The organism is Kumtagia ephedrae, from assembly GCF_003012745.1.
In the GTDB taxonomy this organism is placed as follows: domain Bacteria; phylum Pseudomonadota; class Alphaproteobacteria; order Rhizobiales; family Rhizobiaceae; genus Kumtagia; species Kumtagia ephedrae.
This window is the reverse complement of record NZ_PXYK01000001.1, coordinates 101,747-126,672: the sequence shown is the minus strand read 5'-3', so window position 1 is coordinate 126,672 and position 24,926 is coordinate 101,747. Positions and strand designations below refer to the sequence as shown.

General features: G+C 67.8%; 21 protein-coding genes. 17 read left to right on the top strand and 4 right to left on the bottom strand.

Going from position 1 to position 24,926, the window contains the following annotated elements; genetic code table 11:
- Nucleotides 1-229 precede the first annotated feature (229 nt).
- On the bottom strand, nt 230-577 hold the full coding sequence (gene erpA / locus C7I84_RS00680) for an iron-sulfur cluster insertion protein ErpA (RefSeq protein WP_106770216.1): 348 nt from the start codon (nt 575-577) through the stop codon (nt 230-232).
- 73 nt (nt 578-650) lie between these two features.
- Here erpA and C7I84_RS00675 point away from each other — a divergent pair, with 73 nt between their 5' ends.
- The 14 genes from C7I84_RS00675 to C7I84_RS00605 all read left to right on the top strand — a co-directional run bounded on the left by C7I84_RS00675 (nt 651) and on the right by C7I84_RS00605 (nt 18,021).
- The gene (locus tag C7I84_RS00675; protein ID WP_106770426.1) at nt 651-1,871 is read left to right on the top strand and encodes a deoxyguanosinetriphosphate triphosphohydrolase; all 1,221 of its coding nucleotides are present in this window, start codon (nt 651-653) and stop codon (nt 1,869-1,871) included.
- A gap of 61 nt (nt 1,872-1,932) precedes the next feature.
- Nucleotides 1,933-3,690 carry an arginine--tRNA ligase gene (gene argS / locus C7I84_RS00670; protein ID WP_106770215.1) on the top strand — a complete coding sequence of 586 codons (1,758 nt, stop codon included), beginning with the start codon at nt 1,933-1,935 and terminating at the stop codon, nt 3,688-3,690.
- Nucleotides 3,691-3,797: 107 nt separating this feature from the next.
- Nucleotides 3,798-7,046: an SPOR domain-containing protein gene (locus C7I84_RS00665; protein WP_106770214.1), complete on the top strand. Its 3,249-nt coding sequence runs from the start codon at nt 3,798-3,800 to the stop codon at nt 7,044-7,046.
- 97 nt (nt 7,047-7,143) lie between these two features.
- A complete protein-coding gene (gene nagZ / locus C7I84_RS00660) occupies nt 7,144-8,163 on the top strand; it encodes a beta-N-acetylhexosaminidase (protein WP_106770213.1) in 1,020 nt (339 codons plus the stop codon).
- 152 nt (nt 8,164-8,315) lie between these two features.
- Entirely contained in the window at nt 8,316-9,116 is an 801-nt protein-coding gene (locus tag C7I84_RS00655; RefSeq protein WP_106770425.1) for a segregation and condensation protein A, read from the top strand.
- Nucleotides 9,113-9,841, top strand: coding sequence for an SMC-Scp complex subunit ScpB (scpB, locus tag C7I84_RS00650; protein WP_106770212.1), 729 nt, complete (start codon nt 9,113-9,115; stop codon nt 9,839-9,841). Before C7I84_RS00655 ends, scpB begins: the two co-directional genes overlap by 4 nt.
- 33 nt (nt 9,842-9,874) lie before the next feature.
- Nucleotides 9,875-10,981 (top strand): ABC transporter ATP-binding protein, encoded by a 1,107-nt coding sequence (locus C7I84_RS00645; protein WP_106770211.1) that lies wholly within the window; start codon nt 9,875-9,877, stop codon nt 10,979-10,981.
- 37 nt (nt 10,982-11,018) lie between these two features.
- Nucleotides 11,019-11,252: a twin-arginine translocase TatA/TatE family subunit gene (locus C7I84_RS00640; RefSeq protein ID WP_106770210.1), complete on the top strand. Its 234-nt coding sequence runs from the start codon at nt 11,019-11,021 to the stop codon at nt 11,250-11,252.
- Between the two features lie 33 nt (nt 11,253-11,285).
- On the top strand, nt 11,286-11,999 hold the full coding sequence (gene tatB, locus C7I84_RS00635; RefSeq protein ID WP_106770209.1) for a Sec-independent protein translocase protein TatB: 714 nt from the start codon (nt 11,286-11,288) through the stop codon (nt 11,997-11,999).
- 47 nt (nt 12,000-12,046) lie between these two features.
- Nucleotides 12,047-12,838 (top strand): twin-arginine translocase subunit TatC, encoded by a 792-nt coding sequence (tatC, locus tag C7I84_RS00630; protein WP_106770424.1) that lies wholly within the window; start codon nt 12,047-12,049, stop codon nt 12,836-12,838.
- A gap of 653 nt (nt 12,839-13,491) precedes the next feature.
- Nucleotides 13,492-14,982: a serine--tRNA ligase gene (gene serS, locus C7I84_RS00620; protein WP_106770207.1), complete on the top strand. Its 1,491-nt coding sequence runs from the start codon at nt 13,492-13,494 to the stop codon at nt 14,980-14,982.
- 2 nt (nt 14,983-14,984) lie between these two features.
- On the top strand, nt 14,985-15,746 hold the full coding sequence (surE, locus tag C7I84_RS00615; protein ID WP_106770206.1) for a 5'/3'-nucleotidase SurE: 762 nt from the start codon (nt 14,985-14,987) through the stop codon (nt 15,744-15,746).
- A complete protein-coding gene (locus C7I84_RS00610; protein WP_106770205.1) occupies nt 15,743-16,384 on the top strand; it encodes a protein-L-isoaspartate(D-aspartate) O-methyltransferase in 642 nt (213 codons plus the stop codon). The genes surE and C7I84_RS00610 overlap by 4 nt, the downstream gene beginning before the upstream one ends.
- A 110-nt stretch (nt 16,385-16,494) precedes the next feature.
- Nucleotides 16,495-18,021 (top strand): peptidoglycan DD-metalloendopeptidase family protein, encoded by a 1,527-nt coding sequence (locus C7I84_RS00605; RefSeq protein WP_106770204.1) that lies wholly within the window; start codon nt 16,495-16,497, stop codon nt 18,019-18,021.
- Nucleotides 18,022-18,055: 34 nt separating this feature from the next.
- On the opposite strand, the gene C7I84_RS00600 is transcribed toward C7I84_RS00605, so the two are convergent.
- From C7I84_RS00600 to C7I84_RS00590, 3 genes are all read right to left on the bottom strand, one after another.
- Nucleotides 18,056-19,105, bottom strand: coding sequence for a class I SAM-dependent methyltransferase (locus tag C7I84_RS00600; protein WP_106770203.1), 1,050 nt, complete (start codon nt 19,103-19,105; stop codon nt 18,056-18,058).
- 156 nt (nt 19,106-19,261) lie between these two features.
- Nucleotides 19,262-20,320: an alpha/beta fold hydrolase gene (locus C7I84_RS00595; protein WP_106770202.1), complete on the bottom strand. Its 1,059-nt coding sequence runs from the start codon at nt 20,318-20,320 to the stop codon at nt 19,262-19,264.
- 108 nt (nt 20,321-20,428) lie between these two features.
- Entirely contained in the window at nt 20,429-21,298 is an 870-nt protein-coding gene (locus C7I84_RS00590; RefSeq protein WP_106770201.1) for an ATP-binding protein, read from the bottom strand.
- A 275-nt stretch (nt 21,299-21,573) separates the two neighbouring features.
- Here C7I84_RS00590 and yajC point away from each other — a divergent pair, with 275 nt between their 5' ends.
- From yajC to C7I84_RS00575, 3 genes are read left to right on the top strand one after another with little or no spacing between them, the layout of a single operon-like run.
- Nucleotides 21,574-21,909: a preprotein translocase subunit YajC gene (gene yajC, locus C7I84_RS00585; protein ID WP_106770200.1), complete on the top strand. Its 336-nt coding sequence runs from the start codon at nt 21,574-21,576 to the stop codon at nt 21,907-21,909.
- Nucleotides 21,910-21,960: 51 nt separating this feature from the next.
- The gene (gene secDF / locus C7I84_RS00580) at nt 21,961-24,525 is read left to right on the top strand and encodes a protein translocase subunit SecDF (RefSeq protein WP_106770199.1); all 2,565 of its coding nucleotides are present in this window, start codon (nt 21,961-21,963) and stop codon (nt 24,523-24,525) included.
- Between the two features lie 11 nt (nt 24,526-24,536).
- The gene (locus C7I84_RS00575; RefSeq protein ID WP_106770198.1) at nt 24,537-24,926 is read left to right on the top strand and encodes an Mth938-like domain-containing protein; all 390 of its coding nucleotides are present in this window, start codon (nt 24,537-24,539) and stop codon (nt 24,924-24,926) included.

The following is a 24,926-nucleotide window of genomic DNA, read 5'->3' as shown; positions in this document are numbered from 1 at the left end:
GGGCGTCGCCCGACGCCATCAACTCATGAATGAAAACAGTTCATTGCGGCGATTCGCTGCGGCCGCGCATCGCGCCGAACCGCAGAAAAACAGACAAGTCATTCAAGATAATCTTGAAAATAGGCGGGCGTCTTCTCTGCCGGTTTGAGGGCGATACCCGAGACTCGCCCTCGGGCAGTCGTCGTCGCCGCCATTTCGTGGCGACGATTCCGGCACGGGCCGCTTGCCGTCAGATCGAAAAACTGGTGCCACAGCCGCAGGAGGCGACGGCGTTGGGGTTCCTGATCTGGAAGGACTGGCCCATCAGATCGTCGACGAAGTCGATCACCGAGCCGCCCATATAGACCAGCGACAGGTCGTCGATGAGCACTGTCGCGCCGTTTCTCTCGACGGCGACGTCGTCGTCGTTGCGGGCTTCGGTCAGGTCGAACTTGTAGGAGAAGCCGGAGCAGCCGCCGCCTTCGACGGTGACGCGCAGCGCCGTCTTGCCCGGCTCCTTCGCCACGATCGCGGCGATGCGCTTGGCGGCGGCGTCGGTCATCTCGACTTTCATGGCAGACTTGGCATCCGCGTTCATGGGCGTCACCTTGCGTTCGCTCTCGCACAATAGGTATGAAGCGGACGGGGGCAAGTCAACCGGCGGCGGTGCCATGAGCGGGGCAGGAGAACTGGGCGACATCGGCTTCGGCTACCGGCCGCGCGCGCCTTATGCCTGCGATCCGGCGAAAAGCCGCGGCCGGCTGTTCGACGAGGTGGAAAGCCCGACCCGCACGCCGTTCCAGCGCGACCGCGACCGCATCATCCATTCCACCGCCTTCCGCCGGCTGAAGCACAAGACGCAGGTATTCGTCGCCCACGAGGGCGATCATTTCCGTACCCGGCTTACCCACACCATCGAGGTGGCGCAGATCGCCCGCGCGCTGGCGCGGGCGCTGCGGCTCGACGAGGATCTGGCCGAGGCGCTGGCGCTGGTCCACGATTTCGGCCACACGCCCTTCGGCCACACCGGCGAGGAGGCGCTGAACGACAAGATGGCGGCGTGGGGTGGCTTCGACCACAACGCCCAGTCGCTGCGCGTGGTGACGCGGCTGGAGAGCCGCTACGCGGAGTTCGACGGGCTGAACCTCGCCTGGGAGACGCTGGAGGGGCTGGTCAAGCACAATGGCCCGCTGATCGGTCCTGATGGACAGGGGCTGAAGGGTCCGGTGCCGCGCACGATCCTCGACTACAACGAGCTGCACGACCTCGAGCTCGGCCGCTACGCCAGCCTGGAGGCGCAGTGCGCGGCGATCGCCGACGACATCGCCTACAACACCCATGACATCGACGACGGGCTGCGCGCCGGGCTGCTCACCATCGGCACGCTGTCCGAGGCGACGCTGCCGGCGCGGCTGCTGGAGGAGGTGAGGGCGCTCTATCCGGCGCTCGATCCGGTCCGCACCGGGCACGAGCTGATGCGGCGCCAGATCACCCGCATGGTCGAGGACGTGATCGCCACCGCCGGCCGCAACCTGGACGGCGTGCGGCCGCAAAGCGTCGACGACGTGCGCGCGGCCGGCCGGCCGATCGTCACCTTCTCCGCCGGAATGGCGGCCGAGGAGAAGCAGCTGAAGGCCTTCCTGTTCGCCCATATCTACCGCCACGAGGAGGTGATGCGCGTGCGCGCCGAGGCCGACCGCATCGTGCGCGAGCTGTTCGACGCCTATTACGCCGATCCGCGCGCCATGCCGGACGGCTGGCGCGAGGGGCTGGACCGGGCCGAACCGCGCATCAAGGCGCGGCATGTCGCCGATTTCCTGGCGGGGATGACCGACACCTACGCCATCAAGGAATATGCGCGTCTGTTTGACCGGACGCCGGATTTGCGTTAGGCAACGGGCGCATTTCCGGCCGCAGCAGCATGCCCCGAGCCGCAATTCCAGGAACAGCATCATGAACGTGTTCGCCGACTTCAACGAGCGGATCAGGAAAGTCGTTGAAGGCCTTGAACTGAAGACCGTAACCGGAGCGCCGCTCGATCTCGGCCGCGTCTCCGTCGAGCCGCCGCGCGACGCCAGCCACGGCGACCTGGCGACCAATGCGGCCATGGTTCTGGCCAAGGCGGTCGGGCAGAACCCGCGGGCGCTGGCCGAGACGATCGCCGCCGCGCTCGAGGCCGATCCCGACGTCGCCGAGACGGCGGTGGCCGGCCCCGGCTTCGTCAATCTGCGCCTCAAGGACGCCTACTGGCAGGCCTATCTCGTTCGCCTCGTCCATCTCGGCCCGGACTTCGGCCGCTCGCGGATGGGCAGGGGCGCCAAGGTGAATGTCGAGTATGTCTCGGCCAACCCGACCGGGCCGATGCATGTCGGCCACTGCCGCGGCGCCGTGGTCGGCGACACGCTCGCCAACCTGCTCGCCTTCACCGGCCACGACGTTACCAAGGAATATCTGATCAACGACGCCGGCGCGCAGATCGACGTGCTCGCGCGCTCCGTGCTGCTGCGCTACCGCGAGGCGCTGGGCGAGGACATCGGCGAGATCCCCGCCGGCCTCTATCCCGGCGACTATCTCGTCCCGCTCGGCAAGCAGCTCGCCGCCGACTATGGCGACGGCCTGCTGAAGATGCCGGACGAGGTGGCGATGGCCATCCTCAAGGATCGCTCGATCGACGCCATGATGGCGATGATCCGCGAGGATCTGGCGCTGCTCAACGTGCATCACGAGGTGTTCTTCTCGGAACGCTCGCTGCATGCCGACAATGCCAAGGCGATCCGCGCGGCGGTCGCCGAGCTGACGCTGGCCGGCCACATCTACAAGGGCAAGCTGCCGCCGCCCAAGGGCGAGAAGCCGGACGACTGGGAGGACCGCGAGCAGACGCTGTTCCGCTCCACCGCCGTCGGCGACGACATCGACCGGCCGCTGGTGAAGTCCGACGGCCAGTTCACCTATTTCGCCGCCGACGTCGCCTATCTGAAGGACAAGGTGCGGCGCGGCTTCGAGCACACCGTCTTCGTGCTCGGCGCCGACCATGGCGGCTACGTCAAGCGCATGGAGGCGCTGGCGCGCGCCGTCGGCGGCAACAGCCTGAAGCTCACCGTGCTGCTGTGCCAGCTCGTAAAGCTCTACCGCAACGGCGAGCCGGTGCGCATGTCCAAGCGGTCGGGCGACTTCGTCACGCTGCGCGAGGTGGTGGAGGAGGTCGGGCGGGACCCGATCCGCTTCATGATGCTCTACCGCAAGAACGACGCGCCGCTCGACTTCGACTTCGCCAAGGTGACGGAGCAGTCGAAGGACAATCCGGTGTTCTACGTGCAGTACGCCTCGGCGCGCTGCCATTCGGTGTTCCGGCAGGCGAGGGAGCAACTCGGCGATGTCGCGGCCGACCGCGCGGCGCTCACCGCGGATGCCGCGCTGCTGACGGAGGAGAGCGAGATCGCGCTGATCCGCAAGCTCGCCGAATACCCGCGCCTGATCGAATCCGCAGCCCAGTCGCTGGAGCCGCACAGGCTCGCCTTCTACCTCTACGACCTCGCCAGCGCCTTCCATGCGCAGTGGAACCGCGGCACCGAAAATCCGGACTTACGGTTTGTTAAGGTTACCGACCGACAATTGACGCATGCCAGGCTCGGCTTGGTCCAGGCGGTTTTGGACGTGATCACGTCCGGGCTCGGACTGATCGGAGCTGAAGCGCCAAGCGAGATGCGCTAGGCCGAAGCGACCTTAGCCGGTCACCTTTTGCCCACATTGCGCTGGTACGGCGCGGCCCATGCGTGGCGCTGTTCGCGTCGAATTGTGTCCAGGTTCGGAAAAGCACAATGGCAGAAAAAGCAAACCTCAAGATTGCCGACCAGGCCGCGGTCGCGGAAGACGATCCGTTCGCGGAACTGACTCGGATCATGGGTTTCGACCCGCGCCAGCCGGTGAAGCCGGCGGCTGCCGTGGCGAAGCCGGCGGAGGTGAAGCCTGCCGAGCCGCAGATCGACGAGGCCGATTTCGGCATCGATCTCGAGCGTGAGCTGATGGGTGACTTCGCCGCGGAAGAGGCGCCTGTCGCAGCCTATTCCCCGCCCGCGGCTGCCGAGGAGCCGGTTCAGGCCTACGCTCCCAAAACCGCCGATACGACGGTTGCGGAAGTCGCGCCGCAGGCCGAAGCCGTGGCCGAAGAGCCCGGGCAGCAGTGGTCTGCTCCGGCCGAGGAAGCGCCGGCGGTCGAAGCCGAGGGCGTCGCGGAAGCTGCCGCCGAGGCCGAGGAAATCCGGGTCGAGGACGATGCGCCGGTCGAGGCGCCCATCGGCTTTCAGGCTGAAGGCCATGAGGCTGACTCAGCGGACCAGCCTGCCGTGCAGTGGCCTGCGGTCGAGGAGCTGCCTTTGGCGGAAGCCGAGATGACGGCACCCGAGCCGGAGCTTCATGCGGCCGCCCCGGCAGAGGCCGACGAGCCGGCCGCGGAGGCCGCTGGCGAGCCGGTGGCCGAAGCGGATCATGCCCCGCTGGCGTTCGCGGATGAAGGCGAGCCGGAGGCGGTCGAGGATGCGGCCGCCGAGCCCGGCATTGTCGAGACGGCCGCCGCCGAGCGTCGCGACGAGTCCGTCGCGCGGCCGGAAATCGACGAGCCTGTCGCACGGGCGGAAATCCCGGAGCAGGACGGTACGCGAGCGGAAGCACCGGGGTCCTCGGAGTGGGAACTCGACCAGCATTTCGACATGGCGTTCGCCGACCAACCCGAGCACCAGCCGCTTGCGGCGGTCCATCACGCGGACGAGGCCGACGCCAGTCGTTCGCCCGTGACCGACGATGTCGCCGAAGCGGCGGAAGAGACGGCTTACAGGCTGCCGCTGGGTGCCGCCTTCTCGCCGCAGCCCTGGGACGACGGACAGGTCGATCGTCAGCCGGAAACGGTTGTCCCCGAAGCGTCATTGGAGACGAGCCTCGAAGAGGAGCTGAACGCGTTGCTCGGCAACGAGCCGGTGGCGGCGGCTGACCATCATGTGTCCGGCGGACATGACCATGCGGAGCCCGTCCAGGCGGCTGCACCGGTGGCCGAGCCGCAGCCGCACTGGCACGACGAACCCGCGATGCAGGCATATGACGACGGCAATGCCGCCGCCGTCGACGAGGAGTGGCTCGAGCCCGTTGACGTGGCGGAAGTCGCCCGGCAGGATCAGGCGTGGAGTTCCGTCGCGGCCCCGCGCCATGCGGAGGCGGACGACGAGCTCGACGGGCTATTCGACGACCAGGCTTTTGATGCGGCGATTTCCGACGCGGTAGCTCAGGCGGGCGACGATACGGGGCAAGGCGAGCCTGCCGCCGCGCAGACATGGGAACCGGAGGAATCCATGCCTCGGGACGGACATGACCCTTATGCGGCGCTGGCAGCCATGTCTGCCGACCTGCAGGTGAGCCGCTCGTGGCAGCATGCGCCCGAGCCGGAGCAGACGTTCGAGCCGCCGGCGCCGGCAGCCGCCGTCGCGGCGGCGCGCCAGGAGGTGCCGGACATCGAGACCGTCGAGGTTCCCGAGCAGGCCGTGGCGCTGGCCGACGACCTCGACCTGCCGGTGCTCGCCTATGAGGACGAGCCTGCGCCGGTGCGGCCCTACGACGATCTCGACGCCGAGTTCTCGAACCTTCTCCAGGGCATGAACGCCGGCGTGGCCGAGCAGGCGGTGCAGTCGCAGCAGCCTGCGGATCGCCGCGAGATCCGCATCGAGCAGCCGGCGAGTGTCGGCTATTTCGACGATCCGGCCGTACCGGCCGTTGCCGGAGCGGCCGTCGCGGGAGCGATTGCCGCGCGCGCCGCCGCGGGCGGCGACTACGGCTATGCGTATCAGGAGGCGCCCCGTGCCGCGGCAGCCGGCGGCCGGCAGGATGCCGGGTCGGACGCGCAGTTCGCCTACGATCCCGACTTTGACGAGGAGATCGCCGGGCCTGCCTACACCCAGCTTGCGGAGCGGCCGTCGCGTCGCCGCGGGCTGGTGATCGCCGCGGTGGTCGGCGGCGTGGCGCTGCTTGGCGGTGTCGCCGCCTTCGCCCTGTCCTACGGCGAGGGCCCGGGATCTGGCGAGCTTGCGCTGGTCAAGGCCGATCCGTCGCCGGTGAAGATAAAGCCGGAGAATCCGGGTGGCGCGACCATCCCGAACCAGGATGCCAAGGTCTACGATTCCGTGGCGGGTGCCGGCGGTTCCGGCGAGCCGACGCAGGAGAAGCTGCTGAACAGCGCCGAAGAGCCGGTCCAAATGCCGACGCCGGATGACGAGCCGGTCGATCTGGCGATGCAGGACGACGAGGCGGCCGCCGGACAGCCGGCCGAGACTGCCGCGGCAGGCCCGCAGGCGCCGGCCGGGCAGCCGATGCCCAAGGGCGCGGATCGGATCGAGCAGGTCATCCAGGATCCGGGCGTCGACGACAGCGTCGAGGTCGCCGCCGTGGCGCCGCGCAAGGTCCGTACCATGATCGTCAAGGCCGACGGCACGCTGGTCGCCCGCGAGGAGCCGGCGCCGGCCGCCGCGCCGGCGCTGGATTCGGCCTCCGAGGGCATCGTCGATCCCGTCGCATCGTCGCCGACGCCGGCCGGCGAGGGTGCCGAGACCACGGCGACGGTGCCGAGTGCTCCGCAGCCGGCGGCCGCTGCCGCGCCGCAGCAGCCCGCGGCCACGGCACCGCAGCAGCCGGCGGCCGCCGCACCGCAGGCGCGCGCCGCAGGAACGACGCCGGACCGGGTGCCCGTGGCGCCGGCCCGTCCGTCCGACCAGCCGGTGGATATCGTCGGCGAGGTCAAGGCCGAACGCGTCGCCGCGCTCGATCCCGCCGCTGCCCCGGCTCCGGGTTCGTGGTCGATGCAGATCGCGTCCCAGCCGACCGAAGCCGCCGCGCAGTCGAGCTACCAGGATCTGCAGCGCCGCTACGGCAGCGTGCTCGAAGGCAAGCAGGCGACCATCGTCAAGGCCGAGATCGCCGGCAAGGGCACCTTCTGGCGCGTCCGCGTGCCGGCCGGCAGCCGCAACGATGCCGTCAAGCTGTGCGAGACCTACAAGGCCGCCGGCGGCAGCTGCTTCGTATCGAGATAGTTCCCTGCCCAACAATCCAGTGGGTTCGAACCGGCGCGGGACCATCCCGCGCCGGTTTTTCGTTCAATCCCGGCCTTGCACGGGGTAAAACGCTGACATGACCGAATCAAAAGCCATGATCCTGGGTTGCGCCGGCAAGGCGCTCAACGAGGACGAGATCCGCTTCTATCGCGACGAGCGGCCCTGGGGGTTCATCCTTTTCGCGCGCAACATCGGTGAGCCCTCGCAGATATCCGATCTGGTCGCCTCGATGCGCGACGCGGTCGGCCGCCCCGAGGCCCCGGTCTTCATCGACCAGGAGGGCGGGCGGGTGCAGCGCCTGCGCCCGCCGATCGCGCCGAACTATCCGGCCGGCGCCGCCGTCGGCGCGCTCTACCGCGAGGATCGCGAGGCAGGCCTGCGCGCCGCGTGGCTGCTCGCCAGGCTGCATGCCTTCGACCTGCTGAAGTTCGGCATCACCGCCGACTGCCTGCCCGTGCTCGACGTGCCCATCGAGGGCGCCAGCGACGTGATTGGCAGCCGCGCCTACGGCAAGGATCCGGCGACCGTCACCGCGCTCGGCCGTGCGGCCGCCGAGGGACTGCTGTCGGGCGGCGTGCTGCCGGTGATGAAGCACATGCCGGGCCACGGCCGCGCCTTCTCCGATACGCATTTCGAGCTGCCGACGGTGGACACCCCGCTGGACGATCTGCGCCGCCACGACTTCGCCCCCTTCAGGGCGCTCAGCCACCTGCCGATCGGCATGACCGCGCATGTCGTCTACGCCGCCGTCGACCCCTCCGCCCCGGCGACCACGTCGGAAAAGGTGGTGCGCGAGATCATCCGCGGCGAGATCGGCTTCGACGGGCTGCTGGTCAGCGACGACACCTCGATGAAGGCGCTTTCTGGGGATTTCCCTGAGAAGGCCGCCGCCATCCTTGCGGCCGGCGTCGACATCGTTCTTCACTGCAACGGCGTCATGGACGAGATGGCGGGCATCGCCTCGCGCACGCTGCCGCTCGCCGGCAGGTCGCTGCAGCGGGCCGAGCGGGCGCTGGCCGCCGTCAAGGGCAGGGACGCGACCGCCGAGGTGCAAGCGCGAGCCGAGTTCGCGCGGTATTTCGAGGCGGTGGCGTAAGGCATGATCCCGGAAAAGTGCAGGCTTTCGGATAAGATCATGCGATAAAACAAAGAGTTGGAACGGGATGATGACTCTTTTCATCCGGTTTTGACACGGAAGGGACGGCATTGGCCGCGACCGGAGAGCAGAAAGCCGCGAAGGCCATTCCGATGGACCGCCTGTGGGCGGACCAGCCGGAGGAGCGCGCGACCACCGATCCGGCGCTGGTCGTCGACGTCGACGGCTTCGAAGGGCCGCTCGACCTGTTGCTGCATCTGGCGCGCAACCAGCGGGTCGATCTGGCCCGCATCTCCATCCTGGCGCTCGCCGAGCAGTATCTCGCCTTCATCGACAAGGCGCGCACCGTCCGGCTGGAGCTCGCCGCCGACTATCTCGTCATGGCGGCGTGGCTGGCCTATCTGAAGTCGCGGCTCCTCATCCCCAAGCAGCCGGACGACGCCGGCGACAGCGGTGAGGAGATGGCGGCGGTGCTGCAGTTCCGCCTGAAGCGGCTGGAGGCGATGCGCGACGCCGCCGCCCGTCTGGTCAACCGCAACCGGCTCGGCCGCGACGTGTTCGCGCGCGGCGCGCCGGAGCTCGTCATCGTCGAGAAGCGCAACCGGTACACGGCGAGCCTCTACGACCTGCTCACCGCCTATGCCATCCAGCGCCAGCGCCAGGCGGTGACCAATGTACGCATCGCCAAGCGCGGCGTCTGGTCGCTGAAGGAGGCGCGCGACATCCTCGCCCGGCTGATCGGCGTGGCGAAGGACTGGACCGCGCTCGACCGCTTCCTCGTCGACTATCTCGCCGGGCCGGAGGAACGCGCCACCGCCATCGCCAGCTCCTTCGCCGCCACGCTCGAAATGGTCCGCGAGGGCCAGCTCGAGATGCGGCAGGACGGCGCCTTCTCCCCGCTCTACCTGCGCGGCCGCCAGGCGGCCGCATCAACCGCCGGGACAGCATCATGAGCGAAGCCGCCAACGCCCGCGTGATCCCCTTCGCCGCCGACGGCGAGCCGGCCCGCAACCCGGCCGAGCGCCTGCATCTGGCCGAGGCCGCGCGCATGGCCGAGGCCATCGTCTTCGCCAGCGCCGAGCCGGTCAGCGAGGCGCAGCTCGCCCAGCGCCTGCCGGACGGCATCGCCGTGCCCGAGGTCATGGCCGAGCTGCAGGCGATCTATTCGCGGCGCGGCGTCAACCTGGTTCGGGTCGGAGCCGGCTGGGCTTTCCGTACCGCGCCCGACCTCGCCTTCATGATGACGCGCGACGCCGTGCAGCAGAAGAAGCTGTCGCGCGCCGCCCTCGAAGTGCTCGCCATCATCGCCTATCACCAGCCGGTGACGCGCGCCGAGATCGAGGACATCCGCGGCGTCGAGACCTCGAAGGGCACGCTCGACACGCTGCTGGAGACCGAATGGGTGCGCCTGCGCGGCCGCCGCCGCACGCCGGGACGTCCGGTCACCTACGGCACCACCGAAGGGTTCCTCGACCATTTCGGCCTGGAGGAGATCCGCGACCTGCCCGGCATCGAGGAGTTGAAGGGCGCCGGCCTGCTGGCCGCGCGCATGCCGGCCAATTTCGCGGTGCCGCTGCCGCCGGCCAGCACAGACGAGCTCACCGAGGACGAGGATCCGCTGACCGACGTCGACCTGGAGGAGCTCGGCCTGTTGACACCGCGCGTGGCGGATGATTGAGCCTCCGCGCGTAAACGCGGAAGGCCGGACGCATTGACCATCGACGAGGCGAGCACGGGCAAGCGCACGACGGCGGGCGTGACCTTCGCCGCGCGGCTTGTCTTCGACGACATCAGCCATTCCTTCGCGCCGGGCACCGAGACGCTGCGCAACGTATCGCTCGCGGCCGAACCCGGCGAGGTGCTGTGCCTGCTCGGCCCCTCCGGCTCGGGCAAGACCACGCTGCTCAGGATCGCCGCCGGCATCGAGCCGCAGAGCACCGGCCGCGTCCTGCTCAACGGCCGCGAGATCGCCGGTCCGTCCGTGTTCCTGCCGCCGGAGAAGCGCTCCATCGGCCTGGTCTTCCAGGATTTCGCGCTGTTCCCGCACATGACCATCCTCGACAATGTGCGCTTCGGCCTGACCGAGCTGTCGCGCGAGGAGGCCCGCCGCGAGGCGATGATCGCGCTCTCCAGGGTCGGGCTCGAGGCTTACGCCGCCGCCTATCCGCATGTGCTCTCGGGCGGCGAGCAGCAGCGCGTCGCGCTCGCCCGGGCGCTGGCGCCGCGGCCGGCGGTGCTGTTGATGGACGAGCCGTTTTCCGGGCTGGACTCGCGGCTGAAGGATTCGGTGCGCGCCGAGACGCTGGCGATCCTGCGCGAGAGCCGCGCCACCGCGATCGTGGTGACCCACGACGCGGAAGAGGCGATGCGCATGGGCGACCGCATCGCGCTCCTGAAGGACGGAAGGCTGGTACAGGCGGGCAGGGCCGAGGACCTCTATCTCAGCCCGAACGACCTGTTCGTCGCCGGCTTCTTCTCCGAGCTCAACATTTTCGGCGGGCGGGTGCGCGGCGGCTTCGTCGAGACGTCGGTCGGCCGGATCGCCGCGCCGGGGCTCGCCGATGGCACTGAGACCACCGTCGCCGTGCGCACCACCGGCTTCGACGTGAGCGAGACCGAGGGGCAGGTGGAGGCGCGAATCCTGTCGCGACGCTATCTCGGCGTCATCGAATTGCTGGAGCTGGCGGTTCCCGGGGCCGAAACTCCGGTGCGGGCGCGGGTCCGCTGCGGCATCTTGTCCGCCCGTTCACGCGATATTTGGTTCTCGTTGCGCGAATCGGACGTTCTTCTGTTTGAAACGCGGCGCGAAAACGCATAGATCAGTCACGAGAAACGATCTCTGAGAGAGTTTGGATATGGGTTCCTTTTCGATATGGCACTGGCTGATCGTGCTGGTGGTCGTGCTGCTGCTGTTCGGTCGCGGCAAGATCCCCGAGCTGATGGGCGACATGGCCAAGGGCATCAAGAGCTTCAAGAAGGGCATGTCGGACGAGGACGCCGAGGAGGCGAAGGCGGCCGCCGACGCCAAGACGGTCGAGCATCGCGCCGACGAAACCATGGCGGCCCGCGAGAAGGCCAGCAAGAGCTGAGCCTTTTCCTCGGCAAAGCCGGATTGATGCAGCATGTTTGAGATCGGCTGGACCGAAATGCTCGTGATCGCGGTCGTCATGATCGTGGTCGTGGGACCGAAGGATTTGCCGAAGATGCTGCGCACCATCGGCAAGATGACCGCCAAGATGCGGTCGATGGCGGGCGACTTCCAGAAGCAGTTCAACGAGGCCTTGAAGGAGGCCGAACTGGACGAGGTCAAGAAGTCGGTCGATTCGCTGCGCAGCATGAACCCGGCTTCCGAGATCAAGAAGCAGCTCAACCCGTTCGAGAAGGCCGCGGCCGATGTTCGTGCGGGATTGCAGTCGCTCAATCCGGGCGCGCAGCCGGCCCAGCCGGCCGACGAGCAGAAGCCGGCCGAGCCCGATGCGCACGCGGCCGAGCCGCTGAAGAACGGCGCGACCGCCATGCCGGGCGTGGCCGGGCTGGAGGCCATGCCGTCGCCGCCCGCGGCGCTCGCCACGCCGGCGCCTTCGCCGGAGCCGGCGAAGCCTGCTGCGGCCCCGGCGCCCATGGCTGCCCCGCAGGCGGCCAAGGCGAATGGCACGGCCGCGCCCGAGGCGAAGCCGAAGAAGACCGCGCCAGCCAGGAAGGCGAAGCCTGCGCCGGCCGGCAAGGCGGCTCCGGCCGAGGCGTCCGCCGCCAAGGCGCCGGCCAAGCCGAAGTCCACCGGCAAGGGCAAGGCGACGGCCGCGAAGGCCAGGGAACGAGCAGGAAGCGATACGTGAGCGCCAAACGGGACGAAGACGACATCGAGGCCTCGTCGGCGCCGCTGATGGAGCATCTCATCGAGCTGCGGTCGCGCCTGATGTGGGCGATCGGCGGCTTCTTCGTCGCTTTCCTCGTCTGCTTCTTCTTCGCCAAGCAGCTGTTCAACCTGCTGGTGATCCCGTTCAAATGGGCGGTGCACTGGGCCGGCCTCGCCAACGAGCAGGTGGAGCTCATCTACACGGCGCCGCAGGAATTCTTCTTCACCCAGATCAAGCTCGCCATGTTCGGCGGGCTGGTCATCGCCTTCCCGCTGATCGCCGCCCAGATCTACAAGTTCGTGGCGCCCGGCCTCTACAAGACCGAACGCGCCGCCTTCCTGCCGTTCCTCGTTGCTTCGCCCATCCTGTTCCTGATGGGCGGTGCACTCGTCTATTTCTTCTTCACGCCGATGGTGATGTGGTTCTTCCTGTCGATGCAGCAGGTCGGGCCCGGGCAGGAGGTGCAGATCTCGCTGCTGCCGAGGGTGTCGGAATATCTCAGCCTGATCATGACGCTGATCTTCTCCTTCGGCCTGGTGTTCCAGCTTCCGGTCGTCACCACGCTAATGGCGCGCGTCGGCCTGCTGACGTCGCAGGGGCTGAAGGACAAGCGCAAATGGGCGATCGTGATCGCCTTCGTCGTCGCCGCCGTGCTGACGCCGCCCGACCCGGTGAGCCAGATCGGCCTGGCCGTGCCCACCATCCTGCTCTACGAGGTCTCGATCTGGTGCGCCCGCATGGTCGAGCGGAAGCGCGAGGAGGAGAAGCTGGCGGCCGAGAAGGACGAGAGCGATTCCGCCTCGAGCGCGGCGACCTGAGGCGGGCGCAGGGGACAGTTTACTTTGTTTCCGCCCGCGCCAGCCTTGAAGCGGCAGTGCCCTTCTGCGGAAAAAAGTAAACTGTTCCCGGCACTTACCCGGAACTTGCCCGGCTCGCGCCAAGCTGAAGAAAACAACGGGCGTCGCTCAGGGGCAAAATTTTATCCCCTCCTTTCCGCCTCACCTATACTTCGCCGTGAAAGCCGCTCCCTGCGGGAACTTGGTGCGCACCGGGTATCAGGAGGGAGCGTCGGCGCCGGGTCGGCCGCGCAAACGGTAGCGCGGCTGGCGTGAGCTGGAGGCCCGGGCCCCAGCCGCGACACCTGCGGAAATGCAGCGCTAGCGGACGGGCAAGAACGCCGGCGGGGCGCGGGTCACCGCGCCACGTACTTAATTTGAGAGGCTCGGCCCCGCGCCCCGCTTCCCGCACTTTCCTTCAATGGCCAGACTGCAAAGCAGGGCGTGGCGAGGATGAAGCGCGCGGCTTTCCCTCCCCCTCGAGGGGAGGGTGGCCGCGCAGCGGCCGGGTGGGGTCGCCGCGGCAGTGCTCGACCCCCTGCCGCCTCGCCGGGCCAGCCGTGATTTGACACCGCCGCGGCCGTCCGGCATGAGCGGCAGCGGAATTTCCCCAGGAAGGACGTTCGATACCGACCATGTTTGACATTCGATGGATTCGCGAAAAGCCGCAGGCCCTGATCGACGCGCTGGTGAAGCGCCAGTGGTCGGAGCAGGACGCGCGTTCGACCGTCGAAGGCGTGCTGCTGCTGGACGAGACGCGCCGCGCCCATCTCGGCGAGTTGCAGGTCAAGCAGGAGCGCCGCAACGCCGCCTCGCGCGAGATCGGCAACGCCATGCGCAACAAGGACATGGCGCTGGCCGAGCAGCTCAAGCTCGAGGTCAACGCCATCAAGGCCTTTCTCGGCGCCGCCGAGCAGACCGAGCGCGACAACGACAAGGCGCTTGAGGATGCGCTGGCCGTCATTCCCAACGTGCCGCTGGACGACGTGCCGGTCGGCGCCGACGAGAGCGGCAATGTCGAGATCCGCAAGGTCGGCGAGGTAAGACCGCGCCCGAACTGGGCCAGGGAGCATTTCGAGATCGGCGAGGCGCTCGGCCTGATGGATTTCGAGCGCGCCGCAAAACTGTCGGGCGCGCGCTTCACCGTGCTCAAGGGTCATCTGGCGCGGCTCGAGCGCGCGCTCGGCCAGTTCATGCTCGACCTGCATACGACCGAGCATGGCTATACCGAGGTGCAGGTTCCGCTGCTTGTGCGGGATGACGCACTTTACGGCACCGGCCAACTGCCGAAGTTCGAGGAGGACCTGTTCTTCACTGATCCACGTGGGCCTGAATGGGCACCGGGACTTGAGAAGCGCATTGAGCGCGTCGCCGAAACGACGATCGCACAGTATCGAGACTCCTATAGCCAACCACAGGTGCAGGAAATCGCGACTATTATCGCTCAGAATGCGCGGTTTGAGTTTTGGTGGTCAGACTTCACCGAGACGCATGAGCACGGACGAGACATTCGGACTAAGCGGCTGGGGCTCATCCCCACCGCCGAAGTCCCCCTGACCAACCTCGTGCGCCAGGAAATCCTCAAGCACGATCAACTGCCGCTGCGCTACACCGCGCTCACCCCCTGCTTCCGCTCCGAGGCCGGCTCGGCCGGCCGCGACACGCGCGGCATGCTGCGCCAGCACCAGTTTTACAAGGTCGAGATGGTTTCCATCACCGACCAGGAGAATTCGCTGGCCGAGCACGAGCGCATGACCGAATGCGCGGAAACGGTGCTGAAAAGACTCGGCCTGCCGTTCCGCACCGTGGTGCTGTGCACCGGCGACATGGGTTTTGGCGCGCGCAAGACCTACGACATCGAGGTGTGGCTGCCCGGCCAGAACGCCTATCGCGAGATCTCGTCCTGCTCGGTCTGCGGCGATTTCCAGGCGCGCCGCATGGACGCCCGCTACAGGGACAAGGGCGGCAAGGGCAACCTGTTCGTCCACACCCTCAATGGCTCGGGCGTCGCCGTCGGCCGCGCGCTGATCGCGGTTTTGGAGAATTACCAGAACCAGGACGGCTCCGTTAGCATTCCTGAAGCATTGCGCCCCTATATGGGCGGGCTGGAAAAGATCGGGGCCTGATTGTGCGTATCCTCCTGACCAATGACGACGGCATCCATGCCGAGGGCCTGCAATGCCTGGAGCGGATCGCCAGGACGCTCAGCGACGACGTCTGGGTGGTGGCGCCCGAAACCGACCAGTCCGGCTTCGCCCATTCGCTGTCGCTGTCGGAGCCGCTGCGCCTGCGCAAGCTCGACGACCGCCATTTCGCCGTGCGCGGCACCCCGACCGACTGCGTCATCATGGGCGTGAAGAAGATCCTGCCGGAGCCGCCGGACCTGGTTCTCTCCGGCGTCAATGCCGGCTCGAACGTCGCCGACGACGTGACCTATTCCGGTACGGTGGCCGGCGCCATGGAGGGCACGCTTCTCGGCATCCGCGCCGTCGCGCTCAGCCAGGCCTACCGCGTGCAGGAGGGGATCGGGCGGGAGGTCGCGTGGGAGACGACCGAGGCGCATGCGCCGGCCCTGCTGGAAAAGCTGCTGCGTGTCGACCTGCCGGCCGGCGTCTTCCTCAACGTCAACTTTCCCAATTGTGCGCCCGACGAGGTCGAGGGTGTCGCCGTCACCGCCCAGGGCAAGCTCGCCTACGGCATGTGGATCGACGAGCGCACCGACGGCCGCGGTTTCCCTTATTACTGGCTGCGTTTCGGCCGCGAGGCGGCGGAAACGCGCAGCGGCACCGACCTGCATGCGCTCGGCAACCGCATGGTCTCGGTGACGCCGCTGAAGATGGATCTGACCGCGCATGAGCTGCGCGACCAGCTGGCCAAGGCGCTTGCATGACAGGCGACCGGGAGGGGTTCGCCGCCTTCATGCTGCGGCTGCGCGGGCGCGGCGTTCCGCGCGAGGTGATCGCCGCCTTCGAGGCGACGCCGCGCGCCGACTTCCTGTCGGGGCAGTTCCATGACCTCGCCTGGTCCGACCGCATGCTGCCGATCGACTGCGGCGAGGCGATCGAAGGCGTCGACCTGCAGGCGCTGGTCATTGCCGCGCTGCGCATCGAGCCGGGCAACCGCATTCTCGAGATCGGCACCGGCACCGGCTATACCGCCGCCGTCATGTCCCGCTTCGCCGGCCGGGTGACGACGCTCGACCGCTATAAGACGCTCGTCGACCAGGCGCGTCAGCGTTTCGAGCTATTCGGCATCCAGAACGTGCATGCACGGCAGGCCGACGGCATCAACGGCCTGATGGGGGAGGGGCCGTTCGACCGGATCGTCGTCTGGGCTGCGTTCGACAGCCATCCGCGCATCTTCGTCGACCAGCTTTCCACGGGCGGCACCATGGTGGCGGCGATCGGGCCGGAGGAGGGACGGCAGGCGCTGGTCCGCCTGGGCAAGGTCGGCAGCCGCTTCGAGCGCGAGGACCTCGGCGAGGTCCGTTTGCAACCGATCGCCAAGGGCCTGGCGGCCGTCCTGTGATCGCGCCGGCGGCTAAAAATGAGGCATGGCGGCCGCCCGCTTTAACCGCCCAGTAACATTAACGCGCTTTAATCATAGCCGGTTGTACCGGGTAAAAGCGGGTTAGTACGATGCTGGTGAGTGTATTGCGGTCGAACAAGCGCAAGCTGTGGCGCGGTGCGGCTCTTCTGCTGGTCACGGGGATGGCCGCGGGGTGCAGCTCGCAGTCGGCGCGCTTCGGCGGTGTCGACGACATCTTCACCGGCTCCACGGCGAATCAGCGCCAGATCATCAACGACGGAGGCCAGGCCTATCCGGGTGATGCCGCGCCGGTCGCGGCAGCACCGGTGGATGCCGTCTCCACCGGTTCGGTGAGCCGGGGCTCCCTGGCGCCGGTCTCCGCCCAGCCGACTATGGCGGCCGCAACTCCCGCGCCTGTCGCCCCCGCACCTGCCGTTTCCGCGCCCAGGCCGCAGGCGGCCCCGACGCTCGCTTCCGCTGCTTCGACGCCTGCCCGTCCGGCCGAGCCGCAGATGGCGTCCGAGGCGGCCGATCCGGCCGGCTGGTCGCGCGCCGGCGGCACCCAGGTGACCGTTCGGGAAGGCGAGACCGTCTACAACCTGTCGCGCCGCTTCGGCGTGCCGGCCAACGTGATCGCCAGGGTCAACGGCCTGCCGGAGGGCGGTGGCCTGCAGACCGGCCAGAAGATCGTCATCCCGACCTACGTCTATTCCAACAAGGCCCCCGTTTCGGCGCCCGACAATCACCCGGCCGTCGCCGATGCGAAGTCCTCCACCGGGACCCGCTACGACGTTCCTGCCGACAAGGTGCCGGTGCCGAGCAGGGCGCCGCAGCAGACCCTTGCCGTGCTGCCGCAGCCGCCCAAGGTGAAGGAGGCCGCGGTGCCGGCGGCGACCGATCCGAACGCCGCCAGCAGTTCCGGCCAGCCCAAGCCGAAGTCCGTCGCCGGTGCCTATACCGTGCAGGACGGCGACACGCTGACCCGCGTCGCCAAAAAGACCGGTGTGAGCGTCGCGGCGCTGAAGGCCGCCAACGGCATGCAGGACGGCGTGCTGCGCATCGGCCAGACGCTCAAGGTGCCGGCCGCCGGTCAGGCGCCGGCCGTCGCGCAGGCCGCGCCCGGCATCGACAAGACGGCCACCGGCGCCGTGCCGCCGGTTGCCAAGCCGACGCAGCAGGAGGCGGTCGCCGCCTACACCCCGCCCAGGAAGACCGACAAGGTGATCGAGCAGGCCGAGAGCGCCGCCGTTGCCGCGCCCAGCTCGACCGGCATCGACCGCATGCGCTGGCCGGTGCGCGGAAAGGTCATCTCCTCCTACGGCAAGGGCGCCGGACGCGACGGCATCGACATCGCCGTGCCCGAAGGGACGCCGGTGAAGGCGGCGGAGAACGGCGTGGTCATCTATGCCGGCGACGGGCTGAAGGAGTTCGGCAACACCGTGCTGGTGCGCCACGACAACGGGCTGGTGACCGTCTACGGCCACGCCAGCGAGCTCAAGGTGCAGCGCGGCCAGAAGGTCAAGCGCGGCGACGACATCGCGGTGTCCGGCATGAGCGGCAGCGCCAACGCGCCGAAACTGCATTTCGAGGTGCGCAAGAACTCGGCCCCGGTCGATCCCACCACCTATCTGGAGTAGGCGCGCCGGCATTTTTTTTCGCCGGCGGCGTCTCTCAGGTCGCCTCGAGCACCATGTTGAGCGGCGTCGCCGCGGCGCGTCGGACCTTGCTGAAGCCGCCGGAGCGGATCACTTCGGTCAGCCGCTTCTCGCCCGCCTGGGCACCGAGCGCCCGCCCGGTTTCCTGCGCCAGCGAGGTGGGCACGCAGATCATCGTCGAGGCCGAGTAATAGAGCCGCCCGACCGGGTTGACATTGTCCTCCAGCGTGTCGCCGGCCATCGGCTCGACCACCATCCACGTGCCGCCGTGCCCGAGCGCCTGGCGGATGTGCGCCGCCGCGGCTTCGGGATCGCCCATGTCGTGCAGGCAGTCGAAGCAGGTGACGAGATCGAAGCCGCCGCCCGGGAAATCCTGGGCCCGCCCCACTTCGAAGCCGACATTGGTCATCCCGTGCGCCCGCGCATGCGCGGTTGCGGCCGCGATCGAGGCCGGATGGAAGTCGTATCCGGTGAAGTGCGACTTCGGGAAGGCCTGCGCCATCAGGATCGTCGACAGGCCGTGGCCGCAACCGACGTCCGCGACCTTCGCGCCCTTGTTCAGCTTGTCGACCACGCCGTCCAGCGCGGGCAGCCAATCCTGCACCAGTGCGTTGACGTAGCCCGGCCGGAACAGCCGCGCCACGGCGCAGAACATGCAGCCGGCCTGGTCGCCCCACGCGACGCCCTTGCCGGTCTTGAAGGCCGCCTGCACCTTGGGCTGGTTTTCGACCATCGCGGCGGCTGTGTCGAAGGCGCCGATCAGATTGACCGGACTGTCGGGTTCGGCAAACACGAAGGCCTGCTCGGGCGTCAACGAGAAGCGTCCGCCCTCGTAGGTGACATAGCCGGACGCCGTCTGCGCGCAGAGCCACTCGCGCACATATCGCGGCGCGCAGCCTGCGGCCGCGGCAAGATCGTCGGCTGTCGCCGGTCCGCTGTTTCTGAGCGCGGCGTAGAGGCCGAGCGTGTCGCCTATTCGCACCAGAGGCACGCTCACGGCGCCGCCGAGGTCGCCGAGCACGCGGCCGACCAGCTCGTTCAACCTGGTTTCGTCGATCTGGGTCATATCGCATTCCTCCTGGTCTGCGGAGGGCTTGCTGCCGCTCCGAGGCTTCCAGGATGCGCGCGTGCATGGCGGCCGGCATGGGGCGGCTGTCCCGCGTGGCCAGCGAAATCCGGCTCGGACCGGGGACAAATGTCCCGCATAGGCTCGGAAACGACCTCAGCCGGACAGCGACTTGACGATAGCCTGCGAACGGCTGTGAACGTCGAGCTTGTCGAAGATCGCCGACAGCTGGTTGCGCACCGTCTTCTCGCTCTTGCCCAGGCGCTGGGCGATCGTGCGGTTGTCGAGCCCCTTCGCGACGAGGTCGAGGATCGCCTTTTCTGCGGGAGTCAGTCCGGCATCGCGGACGGCGTGGGGCTGCGTCGCCTGGTCCTGCCCTAAAAACCCCGCGAGTTCGGCCTGGAACACCGCCCACGCAGGCTCGTCGGGCAGGAGCACGTGGTTCCTGCTCTCCAGCGGCACGAAGCGCGCGCCGGGGATGGCGGCCGCCAGCTTGCAGCCTTCGTTGAAGGGCACGCGCATGTCGCCGCGGCTGTGCATGACCAGCGTCGGCACGCTGAGCCTTGCCGCAAGATCGAGGACGTCGATGCCCTGCATCTGCCAGAGCAGTTGCGCCGCGACGTCGGCCGTCGCCGTCTCCCGTTCGAGATCGCCCCACCAGCGATGTTGCTCCGGCTTGCCGCCCGGAATGAAGAGATTGGTGAAGAACCGGCAGAACGCGGGGTTGTCGCGACCCCAGCCGATGCGGACGAAATTGACCAGCGTCTCCGCCTCCAGCCGCTCGGCATCGTTCTGGGCACGCACCCGCCCGCCCTGGCCGTAGGCGTTGACGAGTACGAGACGCGATACCCGCTCCGGGTGCCTGAGCGCGAACGCTATGCCGAGCGCGCCGCCCTGCGACAGGCCGAGCAGGACGACGCGTGGCTCCGCGATCGTCGCTGCCACGGCGTCGAGGTCGGCATGCCAGGCGTCGATCGTCAGGTCTGCGACATGGCGGTCCGACAAGCCGCATCCGCGCGGGTCGTAGCGGACGAAGCGGTTACGGGCCGAAAGCGCCTCCACCCATGGCCGCCACACCGGACTTTCGAGATCGTAGTCGACATGGCTCAGCCAGTGCGCGGCTCGCAGGATCACCGGACCCTCGCCGCATGACGCCACGGCGATGCGTGTGCCATCGGCGGAGGCGCAGAAGCCTATCGTCTGCCGCAGTTTCATGGGGCAAGACTACCGCAGCAGCCCGCGCCGTGACAGCCGGAACCGCGGAGGGCGGGTAGCTCGGCCGGCTCGAGGGTCTGGAGATCACCGTCGACGGCGGCCCCGCGCTCAATCCTTCAGCGGCTTGCCAAGCCGACCGGCGAGATCCTGGATGAACTGCCAGGCGACGCGACCGGAGCGGCTGCCGCGCGTCGTCGCCCATTCCAGTGCCTCGGCGCGCAGCGTTTCCGGATCCATGTCGAGGCCGTGATAGCCGACATAGCCGTCGATCATCTCGAGATATTCGTCCTGCGAGCATTTGTGGAAGCCGAGCCACAGGCCGAAGCGGTCCGACAGCGACACCTTTTCCTCGACCGCTTCCGATGGATTGATCGCCGTCGAGCGTTCGTTGTCGATCATGTCGCGCGGCAGAAGATGCCGGCGGTTCGAGGTCGCGTAGAAGATGACGTTGGCAGGCCGGCCCTCGACTCCGCCTTCGAGCGCCGCCTTGAGCGATTTGTAGGACGTGTCGTCGTGGTCGAAGGAGAGGTCGTCGCAGAACAGGACGAAGCGGTGCGGCGACGTCTTCAGGATCGCCATCAGCCGGGGCAGGGTGTCGATGTCCTCGCGATGGATCTCCACCAGCTTGAGCGGCGTCTTGCCTTCGCCATTGACTGTGGCGTGCGCGGCCTTCACCAGCGACGATTTTCCCATGCCGCGCGCGCCCCACAGTAGCACGTTGTTGGCCGGCAGGCCGGCGGCGAAACGCTGCGTGTTGTCGACGAGGATGTCGCGCACCCGGTCGACGCCGCGGATCAGGCCGATCTCGACGCGGTTGATGCGATGTACCGGTTCGAGCACGCCCTGCTCGGCCGACCAGACGAAGCAATCGGCGCCGTCGAGATCGGTCGGCGGTGGCGCCGGCGGCGCGATCCGGCCGACGGCCTCGATCAGGCGGTCGAGCTTCTCCGACAGGGCGTGCAGCGAGGGGCTTGGCATGAGAGGCGTCCGGACGTTTCGTTAGCGCACACGGATACGCGAATCCGCCCGTCAGCCCAAGAGGCGGCCGCTGGTCCAGGACGGCAAAAAGCTGCGGGTAAGCCGCCGGGGCGGCCGCGGATCGTCGCGAGGCTCTCGAAAACCGCTGAATCAGCGGCGAAAAGCGGCGATCCGCCGCGCCGGGCCGGTTGCAATGGCGCCTCGACCGACTATATTCCGGCCAACTTTTGGCGGGGCCATGGCGGCTCCTTTTTCCACCTCAGGAGCACTCTCGCATGATCGTGACGCCGGCATATGCACAGGGCGTGGGCGCGGGCCCGGATATGTTCATCAGTATCCTGCCGTTCGTCCTCATCTTCGTGATCATGTACTTCCTGATCATCCGGCCGCAGCGCACCCAGTTGAAGAAGCGCAACGAGATGCTGGCCGCGATCCGCAGGGGCGACACCGTCGTCACCGGCGGCGGCTTCGTCGGCAAGGTCACCAAGGTGATCGACGACAACGAGCTCGAGATCGACCTCGGCGGCATGAAGGTGACCGCCCTGCGCTCGACCATCGCCGACGTGCGCGTCAAGGGCGAGCCGATCGCCAACCAGAACGTCAAGAAATAAACGCCATCGGGGCCTAGAGTCCCGATCGGCCGCGGCACGGACTGAAGGCAGATGCTTTATTTTTCACGCTGGAAGACGATCGGCATCTGGGGCGTCGTGCTCCTGGGTGTGCTCTTTGCGCTTCCCAACCTGATGTCCGAATCGTTCCGCGACAGCCTGCCGGGCTGGGTGCCGAGCCGGCCGATGACGCTCGGGCTCGACCTGCAGGGCGGCTCGCACATCCTGCTGGCGGTGGACCGCAACGATCTCGTCAACGAGCGCCTGCAGGCCGTGCGCGACGACATCCGCACCCTGCTGCGCGACGCCCGGATCGGCTACACCGGCCTGTCCGGCACCGGCCGCTCCGTGCAGGTGCGCATCCGCGAGGCAAACGAGGTCGACAAGGCCAGGACGGCGCTGCAGACGCTGATCCAGCCGGTGACCAGCGGCGTGTTCGGTACCGGCTCCATCACCGAGGTGACGCTGGAAGAGCCGGAGCCGGGATTGCTGCGCTATACGCTTACCGACGAGGGCATCGACTACCGTATGTCGTCGGCCGTCACCCAGTCGATCGAGGTGATCGGGCGGCGCGTCAACGAGCTCGGCACCACCGAGCCGGTCATCCAGCGTCAGGGCGTCGACCGCGTGCTCGTCCAGGTGCCGGGCCTCCAGGATCCGCAGCGGCTCAAGGATATTCTCGGGCAGACGGCCAAGCTCACCTTCCAGATGGTCGATCAGTCGGTGCCGGTCCAGGAAGCGATGCAGGGGCGGCCACCGGCGGGCACCTCGGTGCTCTATTCGACCGACGATCCGCCCGTTCCCTATCTAATCGAGGACCGGGTGATCGTATCGGGCGAGAACCTCGTCGACGCCCAGGCGACCTTCGACCAGCGCACCAATGAGCCGGTCGTCTCCTTCCGTTTCGACAGCAAGGGCGCCGCCCGCTTCGGCCAGGCGACCCAGCAGGGTGTCGGGCGGCTGTTCGCCATCATCCTCGACAATCAGGTGATCTCGGCGCCGCAGATCCGTGAGCCGATCGTCGGCGGTACGGGACAGATTTCCGGCAATTTCACGGCCGAATCCGCGAACGATCTGGCGGTGCTGCTGCGCGCCGGCGCGCTGCCGGCCGACTTGACCATCGTCGAGGAGCGCACCGTCGGCCCGAGCCTCGGCGCCGACTCCATCGCCGCCGGCGAGTTCGCCGCTCTCGTCGCCGGCGTGCTCGTGGTTGTTTTTATGCTGGCTGCCTACAGCACGCTCGGCATCATCGCCAACATCGCCCTGGCCGCCAACGTCATCCTGATCATCGCCATCCTGTCGGTGCTGGGCGCCACGCTGACCATGCCGGGCATCGCCGGTATCGTGCTCACCGTCGGCATGGCGGTCGATTCCAACGTCATCATCTACGAGCGCGTACGCGAGGAGCGACGATGGGGCCGCTCGCTGGTGCAGTCGCTCGACCAGGGCTTCGCGCGCGCATTGGCGACCATCGTCGACGCGAATTTCACCACCTTCATCGCCGCCGTCATCCTGTTCTACATGGGAACGGGGCCCATCCGCGGCTTCGCCGTGACGCTGGCGATCGGCATCGTCACCACGGTGTTCACGGCCTTTACGCTGACGCGCTGGCTGATCGCTATCTGGCTGCGCAAGGCCAAGCCGAAGGATCTGCCCGGCGGTCTGATCCGGCTGCTGCCGGAAGAGCCGAGATTGCCGTTCATGGCATGGCGCAAATATGCCTTCACGCTTTCGGCAGCGCTGTCGATCGCCTGTGTCGCGCTGTTCTTCGCCGTCAACATGAACTACGGCATCGACTTCATGGGCGGCACCAGCATCGAGGTGCAGGCCAAGGGCGACAAGGCCGATTCTGCCGAGGTGCGTGCCGTCCTCGGCGAGTTGAACATCGGCGACGTCCAGGTCCAGGAGTTCGGCTCCGACCGCGACCTGCTGATCCGGGTGGAAGGCCAGGGAGCAGGCGACAATGCCGAGCAGAGCGTCGTCGAGAAAGTGCGGCTGTCGCTCGAGGACAGCTACGATTTCCGCCGCGTGGAATCCGTGGGGCCGACGGTATCGTCCGAGCTCGCCTGGGCCGGCGCCATGGGCGTGCTCGCCTCGCTGGCGGCGATGCTGATCTACATCTGGTTCCGCTTCGAATGGCAGTTCGGCCTCGGCGCTGTGATCTCCACAGTGCACGACGTGATCATGATGGTCGGGCTCTATGTCATCACCGGGCTGGAGTTCAATCTGGGCAGTATCGCGGCGATACTCACCATTGTCGGCTATTCGATCAACGATACGGTCGTGGTCTACGACCGCGTTCGCGAGAATCTGCGAAAATACAAGAAGATGCCGATCGAGCAGTTGCTCGACCTGTCGATGAACCAGACCCTGTCGCGCACCATTCTCACCGGCGTGACGACGCTGCTGGCCCTGACGGCGCTCTATCTGTTCGGCGGGGAGGTCATCCGCTCCTTCACCTTCGCGATGATCTTCGGCGTTCTCATCGGCACCTATTCCTCGATCTTCGTGGCCGGCCCTCTGCTGATCCTGTTCAAGCTCAGGCCGGAGAGCTTTGAGGCGAAGGAGGACGGCAAGTCGACGCTGCCGCCGGCGGGCGCGCAGCCATCGCAGACCTGACCGGCCGTCTCGTGGCGGCCGGCATCGTCATCCGCAAGGCGCATTTCCCGGGGCGCGCGCCGATCGAGGCCTATGGCAATGGCGGCTTCCGCTTTGCCGACATGTCGCATCGCGGATCGCTGCTCTGCCTGCCCTCGGGCATATACGGCTGGGAGCCTGCCGACCCGGCGGCACTGGCACCAGCCGATTTCGGCCGGTTGCTGGACGAGGCGGACTCGGTCGAGATCCTGCTGGTCGGCATGGGCAGGGATTTGCGGCCGCTCTCGCCCGAGTTGAGAGCCGCCTTCAAGCAGGCCTGCATCTCCGCCGATCCGATGTCGACGGGCGCGGCGGTCAGAACCTACAACGTCCTGCTGGCCGAGGAACGCAGGGTGGCGGCCGCCCTGATTGCCGTCGACTGA